At 68.5% G+C, this 24,108-nt stretch carries 22 protein-coding genes; 6 read left to right on the plus strand and 16 right to left on the minus strand.

The genetic code is table 11. The annotated features are described in order from the left end of the window. Window positions 1–5: 5 nt before the first annotated feature. The 3 genes from MLG87_RS10740 to MLG87_RS10750 form a co-directional block, all read right to left on the minus strand. Window positions 6–509 (minus strand): Spy/CpxP family protein refolding chaperone, encoded by a 504-nt coding sequence (locus MLG87_RS10740; protein ID WP_243295173.1) that lies wholly within the window; start codon window positions 507–509, stop codon window positions 6–8. Between the two features lie 134 nt (window positions 510–643). Then, entirely contained in the window at window positions 644–1,624 is a 981-nt protein-coding gene (locus MLG87_RS10745) for a PstS family phosphate ABC transporter substrate-binding protein (protein WP_243295174.1), read from the minus strand. Window positions 1,625–1,767: 143 nt separating this feature from the next. Further along, complete coding sequence (locus MLG87_RS10750; RefSeq protein ID WP_243295175.1) at window positions 1,768–2,241, minus strand: hypothetical protein; 474 nt, start codon at window positions 2,239–2,241, stop codon at window positions 1,768–1,770. A gap of 85 nt (window positions 2,242–2,326) precedes the next feature. Here MLG87_RS10750 and MLG87_RS10755 point away from each other — a divergent pair, with 85 nt between their 5' ends. Then, a complete protein-coding gene (locus tag MLG87_RS10755; protein ID WP_243295176.1) occupies window positions 2,327–2,695 on the plus strand; it encodes an Hpt domain-containing protein in 369 nt (122 codons plus the stop codon). 3 nt (window positions 2,696–2,698) lie between these two features. Here the strand turns inward: MLG87_RS10755 and MLG87_RS16170 are convergent, their stop codons facing one another. The 3 genes from MLG87_RS16170 to MLG87_RS10775 all read right to left on the minus strand — a co-directional run bounded on the left by MLG87_RS16170 (window position 2,699) and on the right by MLG87_RS10775 (window position 8,660). Further along, complete coding sequence (locus MLG87_RS16170) at window positions 2,699–3,556, minus strand: transglycosylase SLT domain-containing protein (protein ID WP_279341235.1); 858 nt, start codon at window positions 3,554–3,556, stop codon at window positions 2,699–2,701. Window positions 3,557–3,619: 63 nt separating this feature from the next. Beyond that, entirely contained in the window at window positions 3,620–7,033 is a 3,414-nt protein-coding gene (locus tag MLG87_RS10770) for a methylmalonyl-CoA mutase family protein (protein WP_243295177.1), read from the minus strand. A gap of 73 nt (window positions 7,034–7,106) precedes the next feature. Continuing rightward, complete coding sequence (locus tag MLG87_RS10775; protein ID WP_243295178.1) at window positions 7,107–8,660, minus strand: tetratricopeptide repeat protein; 1,554 nt, start codon at window positions 8,658–8,660, stop codon at window positions 7,107–7,109. Between the two features lie 120 nt (window positions 8,661–8,780). On the opposite strand from MLG87_RS10775, the gene MLG87_RS10780 reads away from it, so the two are divergent. Continuing rightward, on the plus strand, window positions 8,781–9,986 hold the full coding sequence (locus tag MLG87_RS10780) for a S1C family serine protease (RefSeq protein ID WP_243295179.1): 1,206 nt from the start codon (window positions 8,781–8,783) through the stop codon (window positions 9,984–9,986). On the opposite strand, the gene MLG87_RS10785 is transcribed toward MLG87_RS10780, so the two are convergent. Continuing rightward, on the minus strand, window positions 9,983–11,017 hold the full coding sequence (locus tag MLG87_RS10785) for a hypothetical protein (RefSeq protein WP_243295180.1): 1,035 nt from the start codon (window positions 11,015–11,017) through the stop codon (window positions 9,983–9,985). The genes MLG87_RS10780 and MLG87_RS10785 overlap by 4 nt on opposite strands. A gap of 149 nt (window positions 11,018–11,166) precedes the next feature. On the opposite strand from MLG87_RS10785, the gene MLG87_RS16175 reads away from it, so the two are divergent. The 3 genes from MLG87_RS16175 to MLG87_RS10800 all read left to right on the plus strand — a co-directional run bounded on the left by MLG87_RS16175 (window position 11,167) and on the right by MLG87_RS10800 (window position 14,264). After that, window positions 11,167–13,020 (plus strand): PKD domain-containing protein, encoded by a 1,854-nt coding sequence (locus MLG87_RS16175; protein ID WP_279341236.1) that lies wholly within the window; start codon window positions 11,167–11,169, stop codon window positions 13,018–13,020. Between the two features lie 59 nt (window positions 13,021–13,079). Beyond that, window positions 13,080–13,514, plus strand: a complete 435-nt coding sequence (locus tag MLG87_RS10795; RefSeq protein WP_243295181.1) for a secondary thiamine-phosphate synthase enzyme YjbQ — start codon at window positions 13,080–13,082, stop codon at window positions 13,512–13,514. A gap of 132 nt (window positions 13,515–13,646) precedes the next feature. After that, window positions 13,647–14,264 carry a flavin reductase family protein gene (locus MLG87_RS10800; RefSeq protein ID WP_243295182.1) on the plus strand — a complete coding sequence of 206 codons (618 nt, stop codon included), beginning with the start codon at window positions 13,647–13,649 and terminating at the stop codon, window positions 14,262–14,264. Here the strand turns inward: MLG87_RS10800 and MLG87_RS10805 are convergent, their stop codons facing one another. From MLG87_RS10805 to MLG87_RS10845, 9 genes are all read right to left on the minus strand, one after another. Continuing rightward, window positions 14,265–15,167: a cation diffusion facilitator family transporter gene (locus MLG87_RS10805; protein ID WP_243295183.1), complete on the minus strand. Its 903-nt coding sequence runs from the start codon at window positions 15,165–15,167 to the stop codon at window positions 14,265–14,267. A 34-nt stretch (window positions 15,168–15,201) separates the two neighbouring features. After that, on the minus strand, window positions 15,202–16,431 hold the full coding sequence (locus MLG87_RS10810) for a bifunctional folylpolyglutamate synthase/dihydrofolate synthase (protein WP_243295184.1): 1,230 nt from the start codon (window positions 16,429–16,431) through the stop codon (window positions 15,202–15,204). After that, window positions 16,431–17,285, minus strand: coding sequence for an acetyl-CoA carboxylase, carboxyltransferase subunit beta (gene accD / locus MLG87_RS10815; RefSeq protein WP_243295185.1), 855 nt, complete (start codon window positions 17,283–17,285; stop codon window positions 16,431–16,433). The genes MLG87_RS10810 and accD overlap by 1 nt, the downstream gene beginning before the upstream one ends. An 8-nt stretch (window positions 17,286–17,293) precedes the next feature. Next, entirely contained in the window at window positions 17,294–18,163 is an 870-nt protein-coding gene (locus MLG87_RS10820; RefSeq protein ID WP_243287377.1) for a ParB/RepB/Spo0J family partition protein, read from the minus strand. Continuing rightward, window positions 18,163–18,942: a ParA family protein gene (locus MLG87_RS10825; protein WP_243295186.1), complete on the minus strand. Its 780-nt coding sequence runs from the start codon at window positions 18,940–18,942 to the stop codon at window positions 18,163–18,165. Before MLG87_RS10825 ends, MLG87_RS10820 begins: the two co-directional genes overlap by 1 nt. Window positions 18,943–19,068: 126 nt before the next feature. Beyond that, window positions 19,069–19,602, minus strand: a complete 534-nt coding sequence (locus MLG87_RS10830; RefSeq protein WP_243295187.1) for a diaminopimelate epimerase — start codon at window positions 19,600–19,602, stop codon at window positions 19,069–19,071. A 262-nt stretch (window positions 19,603–19,864) separates the two neighbouring features. After that, window positions 19,865–20,167, minus strand: coding sequence for an FtsB family cell division protein (locus MLG87_RS10835; RefSeq protein ID WP_243295188.1), 303 nt, complete (start codon window positions 20,165–20,167; stop codon window positions 19,865–19,867). Window positions 20,168–20,188: 21 nt separating this feature from the next. Beyond that, window positions 20,189–21,466 carry a phosphopyruvate hydratase gene (eno, locus tag MLG87_RS10840; protein ID WP_243295189.1) on the minus strand — a complete coding sequence of 426 codons (1,278 nt, stop codon included), beginning with the start codon at window positions 21,464–21,466 and terminating at the stop codon, window positions 20,189–20,191. Between the two features lie 82 nt (window positions 21,467–21,548). Next, window positions 21,549–22,997, minus strand: coding sequence for an indole-3-glycerol phosphate synthase TrpC (locus tag MLG87_RS10845; protein ID WP_243295190.1), 1,449 nt, complete (start codon window positions 22,995–22,997; stop codon window positions 21,549–21,551). Window positions 22,998–23,477: 480 nt separating this feature from the next. Between MLG87_RS10845 and upp the strand changes: the two genes are divergently transcribed. Further along, the gene (upp, locus tag MLG87_RS10850; protein WP_243295191.1) at window positions 23,478–24,104 is read left to right on the plus strand and encodes a uracil phosphoribosyltransferase; all 627 of its coding nucleotides are present in this window, start codon (window positions 23,478–23,480) and stop codon (window positions 24,102–24,104) included. The last annotated feature ends 4 nt before the right edge of the window (window positions 24,105–24,108 follow it).

The following is a 24,108-nucleotide window of genomic DNA, read 5'->3' on the forward strand; positions in this document are numbered from 1 at the left end:
CGGCGCTACTGGGCCATCGGGCAATCGGGATTCATGCCCGGGCCGGCGCCGGGGCCGCGGCCGTGGCGAGGTCCCATGCCCGCGCCGCGTCCCATGCCCGGCCCCTGGGGCATCTTCTCGAACTGGGCCTTCTGCTCAGGCGTCAGCAGAGGGACGATCTCCTGCCGGACGGCGCGGTGCTCCAGCATCACGGCGAACTGGGCGGCGGAGGCCTTCTCGTGCAGGGCCTGGAGGGTCTTGGCATCGGTGGACGCACTGGCCATGGCCTCCCGCAGGGCCTGGTGGGCCGCCTGGGCGGCTTCCACCTTGGCCTGGATGGCCGACTGGTGGCGCTCATGGATGGCCTTCACCTGGGTCTGCTGGGCCTCGGTGAGGTGGAGGGCCCGGAGGCCCCGACCAGACGCGAAGCCGGGTCCAAAGCCAGGGCCCCGGCCCTGCGCGGCGAGGGAGGTGCCGAGCACCAGCACGGCGGCGGCGAGCGCGGTGAATCGGAAGGGATGGGAGATCATGGGAAGCTCCTGGAGGCTCGGGGACGGGTCATCCGTCACACCAGGAGATGCCCCCCGAAGGGGAATGGTGGAGCCCGGACTCCGAGCGGCAGAAGAAGGGGGCCGAATCGCAGCTTCGGGGGGTCGAATGGCGCTCAGTTGCTCCGCAGCCGCTTCCGGTAGAGCTGGGCGATCTCGGCGGGCAGCGGGTAGAGGGAGGCCTGCGTCACGGCCGTCTGGCCCTGGCGGGACAGGATGAACTGCAGGAACTCCGAGAGGGCCGGCGCGAGGGCCTTGCCGGGAGCCCGGTTCAGGTAGAAGTAGTAGGTCCGGGACAGGGGGTACTTGCCCGACACCACGTTCTCCTGGGTGGGCGGCACGGGGTCCTTGGCCTGCAGCGGCGTCACCGCCAGCGTCTTGTTCCGCGACAGCCAGTTGGAGAGCGTGGCGATCCCGAGGCCGTTGCCGTCGGTCATCACGGCTTCCGCGATGCTCGGCCAGTCCACCTCGTCATGGACGGTGGTCTTGTACTTGCCCTTCAGGAGCACCAGGTCGCGGATGGCCGAGCGCGAAGCCGTGCCCTCCGCCCGCATGTAGGGGTGGATGGGGCGCTTGGCGTAGTCGCCCCGGACGCCCAGGTCGCCCCAGGTGTCCACGGCCGAGTCCTTGTGGTAGCCGGCGTTGCGGGTGGTGGAGAAGGCCGCGTCGAGCTGGTCCATCCCGATGTCCTTGATGGGGTTGCCGGCGTTCACGAAGACGATGAAGGCGTCGTAGCAGACCACCAGCTTGGTGGGCGCGTAGCCGAACTTCTTCTCGAAGGCCTGGTGCTCGTCGAGGGTGAGCTCCCGGGCCATGTGGATCATGGGGACCGTGCCGTCCATCAGCGCCTTCACGGCGGTGGTGGACAGGCCGTTGACGACCCGGAACTGCGCCTGGGGCTGCACCGCCCGGAACCCGGTCTTCCACTCCTCCCAGACATCCGTCAGGGAGTCGGCCCCGACGCTTTCAATCGTGGCGTTCACATTCTGGGTCGCAGCGTAGGAGGGCAGGCCGGGATCCAGCTTGGAGGCGTGTTGGACCACGCCCTGGCCGAGGAGCAGGGTGCTGGTGGCGATGGCGAGCAAGAATGGGCGCACGGAAACTCCTGCCTAATGCAAGCGCGTGAATCATGAGGAAGCGGACTTGTAGGATCTTTACAAGATCCCGGAAAGTTCCAGCTTACTGTATTTCAGGATTATTCTTTTTGGCTTTTTACCAGGCCGGGACCGCAGACCGGGGATCACCCTTCCTCGGTTTCCCCGATGTCCTCCTCGATGCCCTCCCATCGCCGGTGGGCCTGGAAGGCGGGATCCTCCAGGCGGGTCATGAACTCCGCCATGCGGGGGCCCCAGGTCGAGCCGGACACGCAGCCCTCGGGCGCGTGGGGCAGCAGGTCCGCCGGAGCCTCCTCCAGGCAGAGCTGGGTGAGGATCAGGCTCTGGCGGTAGCTTTCCCCCACCGGAGTGAGGTTGGCAGCCAGGGTCTCCAGCACCTCCGCCAGCGGGGCGTCCTCGGCCAGTCCTTCGAGCTCCGCCTCCAGGAGCGCCACGGTCTTCAGCCGCGCCGCGAGAAGCTTGAGATGGAGGCGCTCCAGGTCCCGGCGGGCGGCCCCCCGGGCCAAGGCGTGGGCGGCGTCCTCCAGGTGGGGATGCAGCTTGCGGAACAGCAGGGACAGGGCGGTTTCCGCCGCGGACATGGGGACGGCTTCGGTCATGACCCCAGCCTACTACCGCCGCTTCCGGACGCATCCCATTGGACGGATGGGCCTCCCCTGGTTCAGCATGAGGGCAGGAGTTCCCGTGGCCCTATCGGACCTGCTCGATCTGACGACGCTCCAGAACCTGGTGGAGCTGGACGACGGCCAGCATGGGCTGGTGGTCGAGATGATCGGCATCTTCCGGGACGACACCCAGGGGCGCATCGAGGACATCCTCGCGGCGGCAGGCCAGGACGATGCCGAGGCCTTCTCCCGGGCCTCCCACGCCCTCAAGGGCGGGGCCGGCGCCCTGGGCGCCAAGGCGCTCCGGGCCCTGGCGGCGGACCTGGAGGCCCTGGGCCGCAAGGGCTCCGTGGAGGCCGGCCCCGATCTGCGCCCCCGCCTGGAAGCCCTGTTCCAGGAGAGCCTCGCGGCCCTGGAGGCCTATGTGCGCGAGGGCCAGGCCAAGTAGGCTTCAGGGCTCCCCGAAGGACTTCACGCCGACCGTGCCCTTGGGCGGCGGCTGATCGCTGATCTGCACCCGGCCCGTGGCGTCGGTCCACTGGTAGATGCGCGTGGCGGCCCGCTGCTGGACCGTGGGTTCGGGCACGGTCTTCTCCTCGTCCACCTTGAACCCGCCGCGTCCCTTCTTGAGCAGGGCCATGCTGCCCGCCAGCTTCGGATCGGGCTGGACGGCCTTGCGCTGGTAGAGGTCGAGGACCTTCGGCACGTAGGCCCGGGTTTCGCGGAAGGGGGGGATGCCCTTGTAGCGGTTCACCGCGCCCTCGCCGGCGTTGTAGGCCGCCACCACCTTGTTCAGGTCGCCCTCGTAGTAGCCGTGGAGCCACTTCAGGTACTTCACGCCGCCGCTGATGTTCTGGCGGGGATCGAAGGGGTCGAGCACACCGAAGCGCTCGGCCGTGGAGGGCATGAGCTGCATGAGCCCCAGGGCCCCGGCCTTCGACCGGGCCTTGTAGTTGAAGGCGCTCTCCGCCTGGATGATGGCCCGGGCCAGGTGGATGTCCACGCCCTCGGCCTGGGCGATCTCGTCCACCAGCGCGATGAGCTCGGGGCTCCGGAGCGCCTTCGCCATCTCCGCGGAGGTCACCGCCAGGCGCACCTTGCCCACGCCCACATGCTTGAGCACCAGGCCCTGGCTCTTGACGTAGCTGGGCGGCAGGTTGTTGATCACCAGCCGGCCCTGCTTGTCGTAGTAGGTGTAGAGGTAGGTGACGCCGGGCTTCGCGGCCCTGGAAACCTTCGGCATCCCGGCGCCGAGCATCAGGGCTGGCACCAGGACGGCGAAGGGGAGGATGAGGACCGGGCGGACCATCGAACTCCATGATACGTGCACGGAATTCGACAAGCCTGCTTGTAAAGTCGGCACCTCGCCGTATTACATGTTCCGGCGGTACTGCCCGCCCACCTCGTAGAGGGCGCTGCTGATCTGGCCGAGGCTGCAGACCTTGGCGGCGTCGAGCAGGGCCAGGAAGAGGTTGCCGCGGACCTGGGCGACCTCCTTCAGGCGGGCCAGGGCCGCGGGCGCGCGGTCGGCGTTGCGGGCGTGGAAGGCCTCGAGGTTCCGGATCTGCTGCTGCTTCTCCGCCTCGGTGCTGCGGATCAGCTCGGGCGCGCCCAGCTCGGCGGGCTTGGGGTTCAGGAAGGTGTTCACGCCCACGATGGGCAGCTCCCCGCTGTGCTTGAGGTGCTCGTAGTGCATGGACTCTTCCTGGATCTTGCCGCGCTGGTACATGGTCTCCATGGCGCCCAGCACGCCGCCGCGGTCCGCGATGCGGCGGAACTCCGCCAGCACGGCCTCCTCCACCAGCTCCGTGAGCTGCTCGATGAGGAAGGAGCCCTGCAGCGGGTTCTCGTTCTTCGCCTCGCCCAGCTCCCGGTTGATGATGAGCTGGATGGCGATGGCCCGCCGTACGCTCTCCTCCGTGGGCGTGGTGATGGCCTCGTCGTAGGCGTTGGTGTGCAGGCTGTTGCAGTTGTCGTAGATGGCGTAGAGCGCCTGCAGCGTGGTGCGGATGTCGTTGAAGTCGATCTCCTGGGCGTGCAGGGAGCGGCCCGAGGTCTGGATGTGGTACTTCAGCTTCTGGCTGCGGTCGTTGGCGCCGTACTTCTCCTTCATGGCCACGGCCCAGATGCGGCGCGCCACGCGGCCGATGACGCTGTACTCGGGATCCAGGCCGTTGCTGAAGAAGAAGCTGAGGTTCGGCGCGAAGTCGTCGATGTGCATGCCGCGGGAGAGGTAGTACTCGACGAAGGTGAAGCCGTTGGCCAGGGTGAAGGCCAGCTGGCTGATGGGGTTTGCCCCGGCCTCGGCGATGTGATAGCCGCTGATGCTCACGGAGTAGAAGTTGCGAATCTTCTCTTCGATGAAGGTCTGCTGGATGTCGCCCATGACCTTGAGGCTGAATTCCGTGCTGAAGATGCAGGTGTTCTGGGCCTGGTCCTCCTTGAGGATGTCGGCCTGCACCGTGCCGCGCACGGTCTGGAGGGCCTCGGTCCGCAGCTTGGCGTAGACCTCGGGCGGCAGCACCTCGTCGGCGGTGGCGCCCAGGAGCGCCAGGCCCAGTCCGTCGTTGCCCTCGGGCAGCGCCTCGCCATAGCGCGGACGGGTCATCCCCTTGGCCGCGTACATCGCGTCGATCTTCTTCTGGGCCTCGTCGAGCTTCCCGTGCTCCTTCAGCCAGGCCTCGGCACGCTGATCGATGGCGGCGTTGAGGAAGAAGGCCAGCATGGTGGGCGCGGGCCCGTTGATGGTCATGCTCACGCTGGTGGTGGGGCAGAGCAGGTCGAAGCCGGAATAGAGCTTCTTGGCGTCGTCCACCGTGCAGACGGAGACGCCGCTGTTGCCGATCTTGCCGTAGATGTCGGGGCGGACGTGGGGGTCCTCGCCGTAGAGAGTGACGCTGTCGAAGGCGGTGCTCAGGCGCACGGCGGGCTGGCCTTTGCTCACGTAGTGGAAGCGCTTGTTGGTGCGCTCGGGTGTGCCTTCGCCGGCGAACATGCGGGTGGGGTCCTCGCCCACGCGCTTGTACTCGAAGACGCCCGCCGTGTACGGGAAGCGGCCCGGCAGGTTCTCCAGCAATTGCCAGCGCAGCAGCTCGCCCCAGCCCGAGAAGGGCGGCAGAGCCACCTTGGGCACCATGGAGCCGCTGAGGGAGGCGGTGTAGTTCTGGGTCCGGATCTCCTTGCCGCGCACCACGTAGACGTTCTCAGGCTCGGTGTAGCTGCGCTTCAGCTCGGCCCAGTCGTGGATGAGGCGCCGGCTCTCGGCGTGCAGCTCGCCCAAGTGCTCCTGGTAGCGCTGGCGCAGCACCAGAATGGCCGTGCCCTGGTCCCCTTCCCCGGCCTCCGTGAGGTGCACCGCGTCGTAGAAGCCGCCGGCGGGGGGCACCTTATCACCCAGGGCGCGGAGGCTGGTCCAGAGCGCATGGGCCAGCTCGGCGGTCTCCGCCTGGCGACGAGCCCAGGCCTTGAAGCCCTGGACGGCGTCGGCGATCTCCGCCAGGTAGCGCACCCGCTCCGGCGGGATGATGGCGGCCCGGCGGGGGCTCCCGGGCTCGGCCTCCAGCGTCGGGGCCCAGGCCACGCCCGTCTTCGCCGCCAGGGCCTTCACCAGGTTCACGAAGAGCCAGTTGGTGGCGGGGTCGTTGAACTGGCTGGCGCAGGTGGCGTAGACCGGCATGTCGTCGGCGGGCTCGCTGAACCGCTTGTGGGCCCGCTGGTACTGCTTCCGCACGTCCCGCAGGGCATCCTCGGCCCCACGCTTGTCGGCCTTGTTCAGCACGACCAGATCCGCGAAGTCCAGCATGTCGATCTTCTCGAGCTGGCTGGCGGCGCCGTATTCCGGCGTCATCACGTACATGGACAGGTCCACCAGGTCCGTGATCTCGCTGTCGCTCTGGCCGATGCCCGCGGTCTCGACGATGACCAGGTCGTAGCCCTCGGTCTTGGCGGCGGCGATGCTGGCCACCAGGGCCTCGCTGGTGGCCCGGTGGGCCGCGCCGCGGGTGGCCAGGCTGCGCATGAAGACCCGATCCCGGAGCTGGGGATGATAGAGCGAGTTCATGCGGATACGGTCGCCCAGCAGGGCGCCGCCGGTCTTGCGCTTGGTGGGATCCACGCTGAGAACCGCGACGCGGTTCTCGGGGAAATCCACCAGGAAGCGGCGGAGCAGCTCATCGATGAGGGACGATTTGCCCGCGCCCCCCGTTCCGGTGATGCCGAGGACGGGCACCTTCTTCGCGGGCATCTTGGAGGCACCGGCCTTGCCCATCTCGATCTCGGTGATCCTCCGCGCCAGGGGCAGCGCCGCGGGCTTGGCCTGCGGATCGAAGTCGCAGCGCGCCACCATGTCGTCGATCATGCCCTGGAGACCCATGTGGCGGCCATCCTCGGGGCTGTAGATGCGGGCCACGCCGTAGGCCTCCAGCTCGCGGATCTCTTCGGGGACGATCACCCCGCCGCCGCCGCCGAAGACCTGGATGTGGCCGGCGCCCCGCTCCTTCAGCAGGTCCACCATGTACTTGAAGAATTCCACGTGGCCGCCCTGGTAGCTGGAGAGGGCGATGCCCTGGGCGTCCTCCTGGATGGCCGTCTCGACGATGTCCTGCACGGAGCGGTTGTGGCCCAGGTGGATCACCTCGCAGCCCGTGGCCTGGATGATGCGCCGCATGATGTTGATGGCCGCGTCATGGCCGTCGAAGAGGCTGGCGGCCGTGACGAACCGGATCTTGTGCTTGGGCGTGTAGCCCTCCGTCACGTGGGCGGCTTCGGGCATGGCGAGTGTGGACATGGATCCCCCCATCGGGCGAACCCTCAGTCTACCCGGGGCCTGCGCCCCGCCCGAAGGGCTGTTCACCTGGAGGTCAGTTGTCCTCGAGCAGGCCGATGGGGAAGCGGTCCTCCATGAGGCTCTGCCGCTCCTTCAGGTGCTGCAGGAGGGCCTTCCACTTGGGCAGGCCGCGCAGGGGCTCCAGCATGGGGCTGCGCTCGTACCACGCCGTGCAGCCGAACCCGCGGGCGAAGGCCCGTCCCGCCATGTCCATGGCGCTGGCCCGGTCGCCGATCAGGGCATAGGCCTCCGCGAGCCGGAGGGTGAACTCGCCATCGGGCTCGCGCATGCCGATGCGCTCCTGGTCGTACTCCCGCAGCCGCTTCCAGGCCTCGTCCTTCCGGCCTTCCAGGATCAGGTCGTAGATCTGGCTCAGGCGGCGGATGTTCGGATAGCCGTTGGCCAGGGTGCCCGCCGTCTTGAATTCCCGCTGGGCCCGCGCCTGGTCCCCCAGCACCAGGGCCAGGTAGCCCCGGTAGAAGGGCAGCACGCCGGAGGTGCTGCGCAGGTGGCCCGGCTGCTCCTGGAGGCTGGCCTCGAAACGCTGGATCTCCCCGGTGTAGAGGCAGGTGATGTCCACGGCCTGAGGCTGGAGATGCGCGAAGGCCAGTCGGTCCCGGAGGTCCATGGCACGCCGCGCCAGGGGCAGGAGTCCGGCTCCCCGGGCCGCATAGGCGATGCCGGTGAGCAGCGTGGGGTTGTAGGGTTGCCGACGTCGCGCCTGCATCAGCAGGTCCAGGGCCTCGCCCTGGTCGCCACCGTCCGTCTTCAGCAGCGACAGCAGGAAGAGCCCCCGGGGATGGTAGGGGGCCAGGTCCAACCCGCGCTGGATGAGGTTTTCCGTCTCCGCCTGCTCCTGGCGGAAGGCCGCCGGGTTGTTCAACATGCGCCGGTAGCGGAGGTTGCCGATGAGGATCCAGGCACTGGCGCAGGACGGTTCCGCTGCGGCGGACCGCTCCGCCAGCGCCAGGGCCTCGTCCAGGTGCTCGTTCCTGAGGCGCCAGGCGCCGGCCTGGATCAGGTCCCAGAAACACGCGGGCTGCTGGGGAACCAACGGGGAGGCCGAAGGCACGCGGATGCGCTTCGGGAAGCCGCCCAGGAAGGTTTCGAAGGCCTCCGCCGGCTTCAGCGGCGGGGCCTGGACGCGCTTCCAGGAAGGAGGCATCCCCTTCGTCAGGCCGTCCCCCCAGGCATAGCGATAGGAAAGCGCCAGCGCCTCGCCCTGCCGGGACGGCTGCAGCTCCACCACCAGGGTCTGGGCCTGGGTGCGGAGGTCCTCCAGGTCCGCGGGCAGCTCCGTGACGCTGGTGACGGCCGCCTGGCCAAAGGCCTCGAGGTGATCCTGCACCAAGGCCCCGAGGGCCCGGCAGGAGGCAGGGTCGAGGCTTGCGCCCAGTCCCTCGCCCGAGTCAGCGCCCGGCCCGGCGCTTGGCCCCGGGGACGGTGTGATCAGAAGCACGCGGAGGGGACTGCGGAGGCCCCGGGCGGCCAGCCACCAGGCCAGGCCGCCTCCCACGCCGAGGACGGCGAGGAATAGCAGGCCCAGGACCAGGGCTGGGCGGCGGGGATGGAAGGTGGATTCACGCATCGGGTCATTCCAGGTTACGGGTTTTTCATGCTCTCCCATAGGAGGAAGGTGGCTTGGCAAACCCCAGATCCCGGTTGGCCCAGCGTCCCCGCAAGGCCGCATAATCTCCGAGGAGCCGCCATGAACCCCAGCCCTCGCCGCCTCCTATCGGTCCTGGCCACCCTCACGGCCTGCCTCGCGGCGTGCCTCGCAGCCTGGCCCCTCGTGGCCCAGCCGGCGGCCCAGGCACCCAGCGAGGAGGCCACCATCCAGCGCTTCCGCGCCCACGCGGCCCCCCGCGCCGTCGCGAAGCGCCCCCCCCTCAGCGCCGAGGAGCGGAACACCATCCAGCGCTTCAAGGAGACCAAGCCCAGCGTGGTCTATGTCTCCGCCATCGCCCCCGTCCAGGACCTGCGAACCCGAGACATCACCAAGATCCCCACCGGCACCGGCACCGGCTTCGTGTGGGACGAGTGGGGCCACGTGGTCACCAACCACCACGTCATCACCGTGGAAGACCAGGGCAAGCGGATTGGCGACGTGAACGAGGTGGAGGTCACCCTCGCGGACGGCAAGACCTACAAGGGCCGGGTCATCGGCACTAGCTTCGCCTACGACATCTCCGTGCTGCAGGTCTTCGCGCCCTTGGGCGCCATGCGTCCCATCCCCATCGGGCGCAGCTCCGACCTCCAGGTGGGCCAGTCCGTATCGGCCATCGGCAACCCCTTCGGCCTGGATCACACCCTCACGCGGGGCGTCATCTCCGCCCTGGGCCGGGAGATCGGCACGGGCTACAACACCCACATCCTGAACGTCATCCAGACGGACGCCGCCGTGAACCCCGGCAACTCCGGAGGGCCGCTCCTGGACAGCGCCGGGCGCCTGGTGGGCATGAACACCGCCATCGCCGCTGCCACGGGCGCTTCCGTGGGCATCGGTTTCGCCATCCCCGTGGACACCCTGAACCGGGTGGTGCCCCTGCTGATCGCGAAGGGCCGGCTGGAACCCCCCCGCATGGGCTTCGAGACCCTGGGCAGCTATGAGGCCCAGCAGATCTTCGGCATCACGCGCGGACTGGTCGTGAAGGTGGTGGATCCGGATTCGCCCGCCGGCCGGGCCGGCCTCCGTGCCCTCGAAGTGGACGCCTCGGGCCGCGTCAAGACCATGGGTGACATCCTCCTGGGCTACCAGGGGAGGCAGATCGAGAACGAAGGCCAGTTCATGGCCATGCTGGAGATCGAGTCCCCGGCGGACGAGGTGGTCTTCGACGTCCTCCGCGACGGGCGGGTCATCAAGGTGAAGCTGAACCTCAAGGCTTCGAAGAAGAAGGAGTCCGCCAGCATTTAGTGATGGTGGTGCGGCTCCGGCGTGGCCGGCGGCGGCACTGAACCTTTGGCCGGGCGGGCCTTGGGATCCAGGTAGCGCAAGGGCACCTGGAGGGGCTCGTCCAGGTTCGAGCAGTGGACCAGCAGCAGGGCTTCCGACAGCGTTCCCGTGCGCCGGATCCGCAGGACCTGCCGCGCCGCCTCGCCCCCGGGCGCATCCAGCACCTGGAAGCCACGACCCAGGATCTCCGTACGCAGGATGCGGAACGGCTTCCCGTCCCGGGCCCGCAGGTCCAGGGCCAGCAGGGTGGTCTTCGGCTCCGTGAACACCAGGCGCGAAGGCTCGGGCACCACGGGCAGGGCGATGCGCCAATCCAGGTAGAGGGTGAAGAGGGGCTGTTTCGGCGCATTGGTGGCCACCTTGAGCACCTCCAACCCCGCCGTGACGCCCGGCTTCAGCCGCCGGGGCCGCAGGGTCAGCCGCAGGTCCTCCCCGCCATCCCCGGGCACCAGCTCGGCGTCGAGGTGGCCCGGGATCTCCGAGGCCAGCACCAGCTTCAGTGGGTCGCCCCCTTCGCGCCGGAAGCGGAAGTCCAGCTCGGGGCTCTCGTGGGGAGCCACCTCGCCGAAGCTCTTGCGCTCGGCATCCACCGTCACCTCGGGCCGCACCATCATGTCGTAGCGCAGGATGTAGTTGGGCTGGCCCGGATCGTCCGTGCCCAGGCGCACCGCGCCCTTGATGGGGCCCACCAAGCCCGTCGGATCCACCTTCACCTTCACCAGGCGCACCTCGCCGGGCTGCAGGGGCGCAGCCAGCTGGGCCTCGTCCAGGCTGAGCCCCAGGGACAAGTCGAGCACGCGCAGGTGGAAGGGTCGGTCGTGGAGGCTCTTGATGCCGTAGGCCGCCTCGCGGATCTCGCGCGGACCCACGCTGCCCAGGTGGACCGGGAAGGGCGTGGTGAGCTCGATGCGGGCGGGTGGCACCGGATCCGGCTTGGCCGGCGCGGGCGCGGGCATCTGCGTCAGGAGGAGGAGGGCGGGCGGGAACAGCATGTCGAGTCCTGGAGGCGTTCCTCCAGTGTGCCGTGCCGGCACCCACGGCCCGAGATGTTAATTGTTGTTAAGTGCATCGATTTCACCTCGCGGTCACACCCCGTCCGGATGGAATGGGAGGGACTCTTTTTTCTCTCGACGAGGTGATCATGCGTGCCTTCCGCGTCCTCCTGAGCCTGGCCCTGGCCGTGGCGCTCGGGGCCCAGACCCCCAAGAAGATCCTGTTCGACCACACCCGCCACGAAGAGGCGGGCACCTCCGCCGAGTGGGTGATCTGCTCCGCCAGCGAGCCCGATCCCAGCCCCGCGGCCCCCGTCTACGAGACGGACTGGAACGGCGGCATCAGCGCCTGGGGCTTCGACCTCTACAAGGCGGGTTACAAGGTGCAGTCGTTGCCGCCCACCGGCCGGGTCACCTACGGCGACGCCACCAACGCGCAGGACCTCTCCAACTACGCCGTCTACGTCATCCCCGAGCCCTACCTGCTGTTCACAGCGGCGGAGAAGCAGGCCATCCTCAGCTTCGTCCAGAACGGGGGCGGGCTCTTCATCGTCTGCAACCACCCGGGTGCCGTGCGCTACAGCGGCACCGGCGGCACGGACGCCTACACCGTGTTCAATGACCTGGTGGCCGTGAACGGCGGCAACCCCTACGGCTTCACCTTCGTGCCCGGCCACGGGCCCGGGGACACCCTGGCCAACACCACCAGCACCGCCTTCGCCACGGGCACCAGCCCCGCCGAGCAGGCCATCATCCACGGCGCCTACGGCGGCCTGGGCCTGATGGACTTCCACTCCTACTCGTACCTGAACTTCAACACGGCCCAGAACCCCAACGTGCAGGAGATCCTCCACACCCAGATCAGCGGGGACACGGGCTCCTTCATCGTGACCTGCACCGTGGGCGCGGGCCGCGTGGTGGCCATCAGCGACAGCGCCCCCTCCGATGACGGCACCACGACCACCGCCGGCAAGTCCCTGCACAACAGCTACACCCTCAACAGCAACAAGGCCTTCTTCCTGAACGCCACCGCCTACCTGGCTGGCGACGCGGGCTCCGTGGCCCCCACGCCTGTGGTGGGCATCACCTCCCCCAGCACCAACGTCACCCTGACCGCGGGCGGGTCCGTCAGCTTCCAGGGGAGCGCCACCATCGCCGATGGCAGCGCCATGACCTACAGCTGGTCCTTCGGCGACGGGGGCACCGCCTCCGTGCTGGGCCCCGTCAGCCACACCTACACGACAGCCGGCACCTACACCGCCACCTTCACGGCCACCAGCAACCAGGGCAAGTCCGCCTCCGCCAGCCGCACCATCACGGTGACGCCGGCTTCGTACACGATCACCGCCAGCGCCGGGACCGGCGGCACCATCAGCCCCACGGGCGCCGTCACCGTGGCCAGCGGCGGAAGCCAGGCCTTCACCATCAGCCCCTCCGCCGGCTATATCATCAGCAGCGTCACGGTGGACGGCGTTAACCAGGGGGCCCTCAGCTCCTACACCTTCAGCAACGTCACGGCCGGCCACACCATCGCCGCCGCCTTCGCCGCCAGCACCGGCAGCAGCCTGAAGGAGACCTTCGACACGGGCACCAAGACCGCCTACGCCGTGGGGAGCGTCACCCTCTCCACCGGATCCTGGACCCTGGACGACGCCCTCCTGGGCAACACCACCGCGGACCGCAAGGTGGGCGCCCAGAGCGTGCGCACCCGCAACAGCGGCAAGGTGACGATGAACTTCAACTTCGCCACAGGCGCCAAGACCGTCTCCGTGAAGCACGCCAAGTACGGCAGCGACGGCAACTCCACCTGGGGCCTCTGGTACTCCACCAACAGCGGCTCCACCTGGACCCAGGCCGGCAGCACCGTGACCACCTCCTCTACGACTCTGGCCACGGCCAGCTTCACCGTGAACGTCACGGGCGCCATCCGCTTCCAGATCCGCAAGACCGACGGATCCGCCAACCGGGTGAACTTCGACGACTTCCAGATCGCCGGCTACTGAGCCGCCCGCCTTCCAGGAACCCCGGGCTCCGGCCCGGGGTTTTTCGTTATGCTTCGCCCATGAAGAGCCATCGGAAGGTCCTCACGGTCCACCTGCCCGGCCGCACCGGCTTCGTGAACATCACGGCCGAGGTCGCCGCCGCCGTCCGCGAGAGCGGCGTGCGGGAGGGCCTCTGCCTGGTGAATTCCATGCACATCACCTCCAGCGTCTTCATCAACGACGAGGAGTCCGGCCTCAAGCAGGACTACCTGCGCTGGCTGGAGAAGCTGGCCCCCTTCAGCGCCGGCAGCGACCCGGCCACGGGCGGCTACCTCCACAACCGCACGGGCGAGGACAACGGCGACGCCCACCACAAGCGCCAGATCATGGGCCGCGAGGTGGTGGTGGCCATCACCGGCGGCCAGCTCGACTTCGGCACCTGGGAGCAGATCTTCTACGGCGAGTTCGACGGCAGGAGGGACAAGCGTGTTCTTATCAAAATCATCGGAGAATGACTCCATCTATCGAACGCCGCACTGCGGCGTCCTCCCAGGATCCGCTATCGCAGATCCTGGAGATGGAGCCTCTGGCGAGTTCGACGGCCGCCGGGACAAGCGCATCCTCATCAAGATCATCGGGGAGTGACCATGATCAGCCGCGACCTCGCCTCCCTTCCCAGGCGCGACGCCTACCGCATCCTCTCCAGCCTGGTGATCCCCCGCCCCATCGCCTGGATCACGACGGTGGATGAGACGGGCCGGGTGAACCTGGCTCCCTTCAGCAGCTTCATGGGCGTCTTCGGGCCGCCCATGCTGGCCTTCACCGTGAGCCGCCGCCGGGACGGCTCCCTCAAGGACACCCAGCGTAACCTGAAGACGAATGGCCAGGCGGTGGTCCACCTGGCGGACCTCCCTCTGCTGGAGCCCCTCCACGCCAGCGGGGCCGAGGCGGAACCGGACATCAGCGAGGTGGCACGCCTGGGGCTGGCCACGGAGCCCTCCCTCCTGGTGGCCCCGCCCCGCCTGAGGGACGCCCCGGTGGCCCTGGAGTGCCGGCTGAACCGGGAGCTGGACCTGGGGCCCACCACCTCCCTGGTTCTGCTCGACGTGGTGATGGCCCACGCCGCGGAGCGCATCTGGAATGCCGAGCATGACTGCGCGGATGCCAGCCAGTGGACGCCCGTCGTTCGGCTGGCCTCCGTGGTGGGGCCCAACTATGGCGCCCTGGGGGAGACCTTCAGCCTCGGCCCCTCCGAACTGCCCTGATCAGGCCTCGTCCGGCTCCACGAACAGGTGCTGGATCTGGGGGAAGCGCTGGTGGAGGTCCCGCTCCAGGGCGTTGATGGCCGCCACCAGGGCCGTTCCGCTGGGCTGGTCGTGGAACTTCACCTTCAGGGCCACCATGAGCCGGTCGCTGCCCACGACGACGGCCACCAGGCCCAGCACCTGGTCCACGGCGGGCGCTTCCTCCACGGCGCTGCGGAGGGCGGCGCGCAGGGCCAGGGGCGGTGCCTCGTTCATGAGCAGGCTCGCCACCTCGACGCCCACGAAGAGGGCCACGGCGATGAGGAGGAGCCCGATGGCCACGCTCCCGATGCCGTCCCACACACCATTGCCCGTGGCCAGGGTGAGCAGCACCGCCGCCAGGGCGAGCACCAGGCCCAGCAGGGCGGCGATGTCCTCCGCCAGCACCACCACCAGCTCCGTGCGGCTGGACTGGCGCAGGTAGCGCAGCAGGGACCGGCCGCGGCGTTCCGGTTCGGCCGCGCGGAGAGCGCCGCGCAGGGAGGCGCCCTCCAGAAGGATGGCGAAGACCAGCAGGGCCACGGCCCAGCCCAGGTGGTGGGGCTGCTCGGGATGCCGGATCTTGTGGATCCCCTCCGCCAGGGAATAGAGGCCGCCCACGCTGAAGAGCAGCAGGGCCACCAGGAAGCTGGCCACGAAGGCCGCCTGCCCGTGGCCCAGCGGATGCTTCGGTCCCGCGGGCCGGGTGCCTTGGCGCAATCCGATGAAGAGCAGCACCTGGTTCGCGCAGTCGGCGGCGGAGTGGATGGCTTCGGTGAGGAGGCTGGAGCTGCCGGTCAGGAGGAACACGCCGAACTTGGAGACGGCGATGCCTCCGTTGGCGGCGAGGGCCAGGGCGATGGCGCGGGTGGATCCGGTGGACATGGATCCAGCATAGGGCCGGACCAGGAGGCGCGGCTCAGAAGGCCCGGATATCCAACTCCCGCAGGAGGTCGCCCAGGAGGTAGAGGGAGCCCGTCACCAGGCGGGGAGCTTCCGCGGGCCCCCGCAGCCTCTCCGCCGCTTCCCGCAGGTCGAGCATGGGGGCCTCGAGACCCCAGGCCTCCCGCAGGGATTCCGCCGTGGCATAGCGGGGCGCCTCCCCCCGGATGAAGGTGACGGACAGGGGGCGCATGCGCTTCATCTCCCGGGCGACGCCCGACAGATCCTTGTCGCCCATGGCGCCGAAGAAGAGGTGGGGGCGCACGCCGCAGGCCAGGGCATGATCCGCCAGGACCCGGGCGCCATCCGGGTTGTGGGCGCCATCCATCCACACGCCCTGGAGCCCTGGCGGAGCCCAGAGCCGGCCGGGCCAGCGGGTGGCCGCCACGCCTTCCCAGAGCCGGTCCTCGGGCACGGGGAAACCCAGCCCCCGCAGCTGGTGGATCGTCTCGAAGGCCGTGGCCAGGTTGTCCAGCTGGTGCAGGCCCGCCAGTCCCACCCGCTGGCCCGCCACGCGGGAGTGGTCCCAGCGGATGTCTGCAGGGCCGAGGCGCGCCGCCGGGCAGAGCACCGGCTCGCAGGGCAGGAGGGGCCGGATCCAGTCCGGGTCGAGGGTCGGCCCCAGCACCAGGGGCCGGCCGTCCCGGGCGGTGCAGAGCTTCTCCCGGGCGATGGCCTCCCGCGTGTCCCCCAGGTACTGCTGATGGTCCAGGCTCACGCTGGTGAGCACCGTGAGGATGGGATCCGTGGCGTTGGTGGCGTCCCATCGCCCGCCCATGCCCACCTCCAGGATGGCCACTTCCACACCGGTCATGCGGAAGGCGGAGAGGGCCGCCGTGATCATCAATTCAAAGTAGGTGGCATTCACGCCGGTGCGGGCCTCGGAATCGAAGGCCTCGCCCAGCAGCAGCTCCAAGGCCCCTTCGCCGATGGGCTCCCCGTCCACCCAGATCCGCTCCGTGACGTCCACCAGGTGGGGCGAGGTGGTCCACCCCACCACGAACCCTGCGGCCTTCAGCATGTGGGCCAGGAAGGCCCCGGTGCTGCCCTTGCCGTTGGTGCCGGCGATGAGGATGACGGGGAAGTTCGCGTCGGGGCGGCCCAGCCCGTCGAGCAGGGCGTGGATGTTCTCCAGGCCGCACTTGATCCCCATGTGGCCGCGCGCCTGGAGGCGCGGGATGAAGACGAGCTCGAGACCTTCGCGCATCAGTCCCTGGGCGAGGGCGTCATCCAGGCCAGGCAGGCGGCGATGAAGTCCTTGAGGTGGTCGCGCGTGACGACCTTGTCCACCATGCCGTGGGTCTGGAGGAACTCCGAGCGCTGGAAGCCCTCCGGCAGGCTCTGCTTGATGGTCTGCTCGATGACGCGGGGACCCGCGAACCCGATGAGGGCCTTGGGCTCGGCGATGTTCAAGTCGCCCAGCATGGCGTAGCTGGCGCTCACGCCGCCGGTGGTGGGATCCGTGAGGATGCTCAGGTAGGGCAGGCCCGCCTTGTCCAGCTTGGCCAGGGCCGCGCTCACCTTGGCCATCTGCATCAGCGACAGGGTGCCCTCCTGCATGCGGGCTCCGCCGCTGCAGCTGACGATGAGGTAGGGGCACTGCTTCGCCAGGGCCCGCTCGGCGCCCAGTCGCAGCTTCTCGCCCACCACGCTGCCCATGCTGGCGGCCAGGAAGTCGAAGTTCATGATGGCCGTCACCACGGGCTGGCCGGACAGGGTGCCCTCCACCACCACCACGGCGTCCTCGGTCTCGCCCGCCTGCTCCAGCTTCTTTAGCTGGTCCTTGTAGCTCTTGGTGGAGACGAAGCCCAGGGGGTCGCCGCTCCGCAGGTCGCTGAAGAGCACCGTCCAGCCTTCGTCCATGAGGTTCTCGAGCCGCTCCTCCACGCCAATCCGGAAGTGGTAACCGCACTTGGGGCAGACGTTGTGGGTGTTGACCAGCTCCTTGCGGTAGATCAGCTCCTTGCAGGCCTCGCACTTGATCCAGAGGCCCTCCGGGACCCGGACGGTCTTTTCTTCGACGGCGGTCTTCTGCTGACGCTTCTTCACGAACCAGGACATGACGACTCCTACCGGCCCTTGACCGGACCTTGCTTGAGGGCCTCGAAGAGCCGATCCAGCTCCGCTTCGCTGCCGTAGTGCATGACCAGGGTGCCCGTCTTGCCCTTGGCCTTGATCTCGATGCGGGTGCCCCAGGACTGGGTCAGCTCCTCCGCGGCGGCCTTGATGAACAGCTCCTGGGGGTGCTTCTTCTTCCCCCCCTTGGCCTTGGCCTGCTTCTGGAGCTGCTGGATGCGGGCCTCCAGAGCGCGGACGCTGAGCTGCTGCGCCACCACTTCGTGGGCGAGCTGCTCCTGCATCCGGGGGTCGGGCACACCCAGCAGCACCTTGGCGTGCCCGGTGCTGAGGCGGCCGTGAGCCACGTCCGCCTTCAGCTCGGCGGGCAGCCGCAGCAGGCGCAGGGTGTTGGCCACCTGAGGACGAGACTTGCCCACGCGGTCGGCCACCTGCTCCTGGGTGAGGCGCAGGTGCTCGCCCAGCTGCCAGTAGGCCGTGGCCTCCTCGATGGGATTCAGCTCCTGGCGCTGGATGTTCTCCACCAGGGCGAACTCCAGGAGACGGTCATCCGGCACTTCCTTGATGACCACCGGGGCCATGGCGAGCCCGGCCAGGCGGGCGGCGCGCCAGCGGCGCTCGCCGGCGATGATCTCGAACTGCTCCCCCACCTTGCGAACGACGATGGGCTGGACCATGCCGTGTTGCTTGAGACTTTCCGCCAGCTCGGCCAGGGCCGTCTCGTCGAAGTGGGTGCGGGGCTGGGCCCGGTTGGGCACCAGCTTGCCCAGCGGAAGCTCCCGTTGGTTGGCATCCTCCGGAGCCATCTGGCTCATGAGCGAGGTCAGTCCGCGGCCCAGGGCCGGGCGCTTCAGCTGGGTCATCAGGCTTCCCTCCTCGCGGGCAGCTCCAGCCCCAACCACTCCTTGGCGAGGTTGAGGTAGGCCTGGGCGCCCTTGGAGCGCAGGTCATAGAAGGCCACGGGCTTGCCGTGGCTGGGTGCCTCGGCGAGCCGGATGTTGCGGGGGATCACGGTCTCGAACACCTTGCCCGGGAAGGCATGGCGGACTTCGCTGGCCACGGCGGCACCCAGGTTGGTGCGCTCCTCGGCCATGGTGAGCAGGATGCCGCCCAGCTGCAGGTTGGGGTTGGGACCGGCCTGGATGCGGCGCAGGGTCTCGGTCAGCTCCGCCAGCCCGTCGAGGGCGAAGAACTCGCAGGGCATGGGCACGATGACCTCGTCCGCGGCGCTGAGGGCATTGAGGGTGATCATGCCGAGGCTGGGCGGCGGGTCGATGAGGATGTAGTCGAAGCGATCCATGACCGAGGCGAGCCCCTGCTTGAGCACCTGGAGCTGGGGCAGCTCGAAGAGCTCGAACTCCAGCTGCGCGAGATCCTTGCCTGCGGGGATGACCTGCATCATGGGGACTTCGGTGCTGAGGATCAGGGCCTCGGCGGGCGCGCCCTTCATCAGCGCGTAGGCGCCAGCGCGGTGGTCGGGCTTGGGGAAGCCGAGCCCCGTGGTGCTGTGGCCCTGGGGATCAAAGTCCACCAGCAGCACCATCTTCTCCATCATCGCGAGGGACGCGGCGAGGTTGATGGCCGTGGTGGTCTTGCCCACCCCGCCCTTCTGGTTCGCGAGAGCCACCACCCGGGCTCGCATCAGACGGCTCTCATCATCGCGCAGGCGCTGGTCAAACCTCGCATCTCGGCATCCCCTCGGGTGTGGAACACGCCAGTCTAGCAGGTCGGGTTCCACGGCCAAGAGAGCCCGAGAGAGCCTTGGGGATCAAGGGTGGAGCGAGGGATCGGGCCGCACGTGCCCCAGCCGCCGGACCGGGCCGGAAAGCCACAAGTCGCGCCAGCCACCACCTGCCTCGGGAAGGAAGGTCACGGTGACGTCCTCACCGCTGGCGGTGCGCAGCCGCCAGGTCTGGGGTCCGCCGTCGCGCGCCAGCCAGACCGCGGCGACGGCGCACCCGGTCCCGCAGCAGAGGGTCTCCCCTTCGACGCCGCGTTCCCAGGAACGGATCCTCGCTTCGCCGGGGGCGATCACCTCGACCACGTTCACGTTCGTGCCGCCGGGTAGCGCGGCATGGTGACGCAGCGGTGGGGCGTAGTCGCGGAGGGCCACCGCCGCGACCGAGGGCACCTGGAGCACCAGCTGGGGATTGCCGATCCAGCCGAAGCCCGCGGGATGAGGCGTCGGCATGGGGACCTCGCGAAGCGCGAAGCCCTCGCCCTCGGGCATGCGGATGCCGACACCACCTTCGCGATCTTTCCTGAGGCGGATGTGCTCGCCACTGGAGATGGCTTCGACCAAGGGCCCTTCCGGAGCCCCCGGGACGGCCAGGGCCGCTCTACTACCATTGGAACAAAAGGACTTGGATCCATCGGTATCCCAGTGCTCCAGTACCCAGGGACCCGTTCCGGGCCTTTGCATCAAAAAAAGGCCATCTAAACCGAACCCCGTCCCCCGTGGACAAAGGATTTTGGCCCAATCCATACCACTGCAATCTTTAGCCTCATCCTCCCAGAGGTAGCCAAAGACGTTGCCGGCCGCGGAGGCGAGAAAGAGGTCCAAGCTACTTCCCGCGGCTTCCGAAGGTGTAGACGGTCTCGCCAGGGCGCGCGTAGCCCTGGCGGCGCGCCAGGGCCTCCATCAGCTCGGGGTCCTTCGCGGCGAGGCGCTGGACCTCCTCGAGCAGCTCGCGGTTGCGCTTGTTGAGCTCCAGCAGCCGGGCGCGGGTCGCGGCCAGCTCGGCCTCCTGCTTCCGCAGCTCAGGCAGCCCCCCCTGGGAGAAGAGCAGCGCCATGAGGGACAGGAAGGCCGAGGCCCCGAACACGCCCCACAGGGTGGAGGACTTCAGGAGCCAGTTGGCGTTCATGGAGCCTCCTAGATGGCGTCCCTAGAGGCGGGACCCGAAAGCCTCCCGGCCGGCATAGCGGGCCGCGGCCCCCAGCTCCCATTCGATCTGGAGCAGGCGGTTGTACTTGGCGATCCGGTCCGTGCGGCAGGGGGCGCCGGTCTTGATCTGGCCCGCCCCGGTGGCCACCGCCAGGTCGGCGATGAAGCTGTCTTCGGTCTCGCCGCTGCGGTGGCTGATGACCGCCCGGTAGCCGGCCTTGTGGGCCATGTCCACGGCCCGGAGGGTCTCGGTGACGGTGCCGATCTGGTTCAGCTTGATCAGGATGGCGTTGGCCACGCCCTCCTGGATGCCCTTGGCCAGGATGGCCGGGTTGGTCACGAAGAGGTCGTCGCCCACGAGCTGGGTCTCGGCCCCCATGGCCTCGGTCTGGAGCTTCCAGCCCTTCCAGTCGCCTTCGGCGAAGCCGTCTTCGACGGAGATGACGGGATGCCGGGACACCAGGCCCTGGTAATAGTCCACCAACTGGGCAGCTGTCTTCTTGGCGCCGTCCAGGGCGTAGGCCTTGCCGTCGTGGAATTCGCTGGCCGCACAGTCCAGGCCCAGGAAGACATCCTTGCCGAGCTTGTAGCCGGCCTTCTTCACGGCTTCCCCGATGAGCTCCAGGGCTTCCTCGTTGGAGCCGAGGTTCGGGGCGAACCCGCCCTCGTCCCCCACGCCGGTGGACAGCTTGCGGGCCTTCAGGACCCCCTTCAGGCTGTGGTAGACCTCGGCGCCCCAGCGGAGGGCCTCCCGGAAGGTCGGAGCCCCCACGGGCAGCACCATGAACTCCTGGATGTCCACGTTGTTGTCGGCGTGGGCACCCCCATTGAGGATGTTCATCATGGGCACGGGAAGCAGGCGGGCCGAGGCGCCGCCGAGATAGCGATAGAGGGGCAGGCGCGAGGCCTTGGCCGCGGCGTCCGCCATGGCCATGGAGACGCCCAGGATGGCATTCGCGCCCAGGCGGGCCTTGTTCTCGGTCCCATCCAGGTCGCACATCAGCTCGTCGAGCTCGGCCTGCTGGAAGGGATCCATGCCCTGGAGGGCCTGAGCCAGTTCCACGTTGATCGCGTCCACAGCACCCAGCACGCCCTTGCCGAGGTAGCGCTTCTTGTCGCCGTCGCGACGCTCGAGCGCCTCGCGGCTGCCGGTCGATGCGCCGGAGGGGACGAGGGCCTGTCCCACCGTCCCGTCGGAGAGCTCCACCCGGGCGAGAACCGTGGGGTTCCCCCGGCTGTCGAGGACTTCGAGGGCAGAGACCCGTTCGATGGTAATCATGTCGTCACCCGGCTCAGAGAGGCGCGCTGGCGCGCCTCTCTGATGTTAGCCAGGTTGTGCAGATGGATTCGGTGGAATCCGTCTACTTCTTCGCGGCCTTCTTCGGCGCGGCCTTCTTCACGGTCTTCTTGGCGGCCGGCTTCTTGGCGGCGGCCTTCTTCGGCGCGGCCTTCTTCACGGCCTTCTTGACGACCTTCTTGGCGGCGGCCTTCTTCGGCGCGGCCTTCTTGGCGGCGGCCTTCTTCGGCGCGGCCTTCTTGGCAGCGGCCTTCTTCGGCGCGGCCTTCTTGGCGGCGGCCTTCTTCGGCGCGGCCTTCTTGGCAGCGGCCTTCTTCGGCGCGGCCTTCTTGGCGGCAACCTTCTTCGGCGCGGCCTTCTTCACGGCCTTCTTGGCGGCCGGCTTCTTGGCGGCGGCCTTCTTCGGCGCGGCCTTCTTGGCGGCCGGCTTCTTGGCGGCGGCCTTCTTCTTCGGCGCAGCCTTCTTCGCAGCCGGCTTCTTGGCGGCGGGCTTCGCAGCCGCGGGGGCGGCGGGGGTGGCGACCATGTTGGTCAGTTCGGCCATGGGTGGCTCCTTTACGCCCTTTTGGGCGAGGTTGGAAGGGGTCGTGCGGGAAGATGGTTTGCCAGTAGCACCTTTCGTGCCGGATTGGCTAGCGGCTTCCCGCTGGGAGGATATGCGTTCCTTGGCTGCGGCAGCAGCCGCGGGGGGATGCGCCGCATCGGCGGCAGAGCCGGTCTTGCCTTTGGGCTTCGCGGCTTTTTTCGGGGGCTCCACGCCTGCCAGGATCTGCGCCAGGCGCTTGCCGGGATAGTAGTCATCAAGGAGGGCGTCGCCGATCAGCAGCCCGTGGACGCCCAGGGCCTCCATCTGCTTGATCTGGTCCAGCCGGTGGATGCCTCCCTCGACCAGCTTCAGGCAACTCTTGGGGATCTTCTTGACCAGGGACACCGCTTGGTCCCAGGAGGGCTCCCAGGTATCGAGGTTGCGGCCCACGGCGCAGATGATGTCGGCTCCGGCCTCCACGGCCCGCTGGAGCTCGGCCTCCGAAGTCACCTCGACCACCACGTCGAGCCCCTTGCTGGTGGCGAACTTCAGCAGCGTCTCGAGCCGCTCCTGGCCCAGCAAGGCGGGCATGAGGAAGATCGCGTCGGCGCCGAGGATCTTGCTCTCCTCGACCTGGTACTCCTCGAAGATGAAGTCCCGGCGGATCAGGGGCAGCTTCACCTGGGCCCGCACCTCGGACAGGTGCTTGTCGTCGCCGTGATAGAGGAACTTGTCCGTGGCGACCGAGAGGACCCTGGCGCCGTTTTCGGCGAGACTCTTGGCGTGGGTGGAGGCCTTGTAAGAATCCCGGACCTGACCCCGGCCGGGATCCCCCCCGGCAACTTCACCCAAGATCGTGATTCCAGGCTGGCTGAGTTCTTCCTTCAGGGAGTGGTGACCCTTGTAGGCATCTTTCACCGCCACAGGGCCCCTCTGCTTTTTGATTTCCACGTCGAGGGCCTTGAAGATGGCGACTTTCTTTAGCATTTCCCACGCTCCAAATCTCAGATACCTCGCTGCTGGCCCTATGGGGAAGATGATCGGTCGTTTTTCCTCTGATTCAACATCAAACCAGTGATTCGGATGAGGTCAACAGAGAAATCAAAAAAATCTTCATTTTTTTTGACGCTACCTCCCCACCTGCTCCCCATTCGTTTCCGCCCTCCCGGACCCCCTCTCGGGCGATCTCCGAGGCCACTACGAAAGCCGCCATGCGCGCATCACGCGCTCCGACAGCTGCGAGGCCGCCTTCTGAAACCCGCGCCACCAGCCACGATCCGCGCACCATCGCATCGCACACCTTCGCCGCCTGGCGACCGGGTCGAGTCCTCCCGGGAGACCTCCGGAACCCGGGGGGTTCGTGTCCCTCGTCCGGGTCCGCGCCTGCTACGCTTCAACTCGCGCCTTCCGCCCCGGGCCCTGTGCAAGCGGCATTCGCGGTCCCGCCGGAAGCGACGAGAGGCCCCCATGACGATCCACGTGCTCGACCATCCGCTGGTGCATCACAAGCTCTCCCTCATCCGCGACCGGAAGACCCCCGGCATCCTCTTCCGTTCGCTCATCGAGGAAGTGGGGCTGATCCTCGCGACCGAATCGACCCGCAGCCTCCCTGTGGAATCGATGGTGGTGGAGACCCCGCTCGAGCGCACGAGCACGCTGCGCCTGAAGTCCCTGGACCCCGTGCTGGTGCCCGTCCTCCGCGCAGGCCTCGGCCTCCTCCCCTCCTTCCTCAAGCTGCTGCCGACGGCGAAGGTGGGGCACCTGGGGCTCTACCGGGACCACGACTCCCTCGTGCCCGTTCCGTACTACCGCAACTTCCCTCCCCTGCTCGAGGACCGTCCTGTCTTCGTGCTGGATCCCATGCTCGCCACCGGGGGCAGCGCTTCCGAAGCCGTGCGCCAGCTCAAGGGCGCGGGCGCGGTGAACCTCTCCCTCGTCGCGCTGCTCGCGGCGCCCGAAGGTCTGGAGCGCTTGAACGCGGACCACCCGGACCTCACCATCGTCGTCGCCGCGGTGGATCGCCAGCTCAACGAGAAGGGCTACATCCTTCCCGGCCTCGGCGACGCGGGAGACCGGCTGTTCGGAACCGCCTAGACCC

It is taken from the genome of Geothrix mesophila (assembly GCF_022808835.1).
GTDB classification, from domain to species: domain Bacteria; phylum Acidobacteriota; class Holophagae; order Holophagales; family Holophagaceae; genus Geothrix; species Geothrix paludis.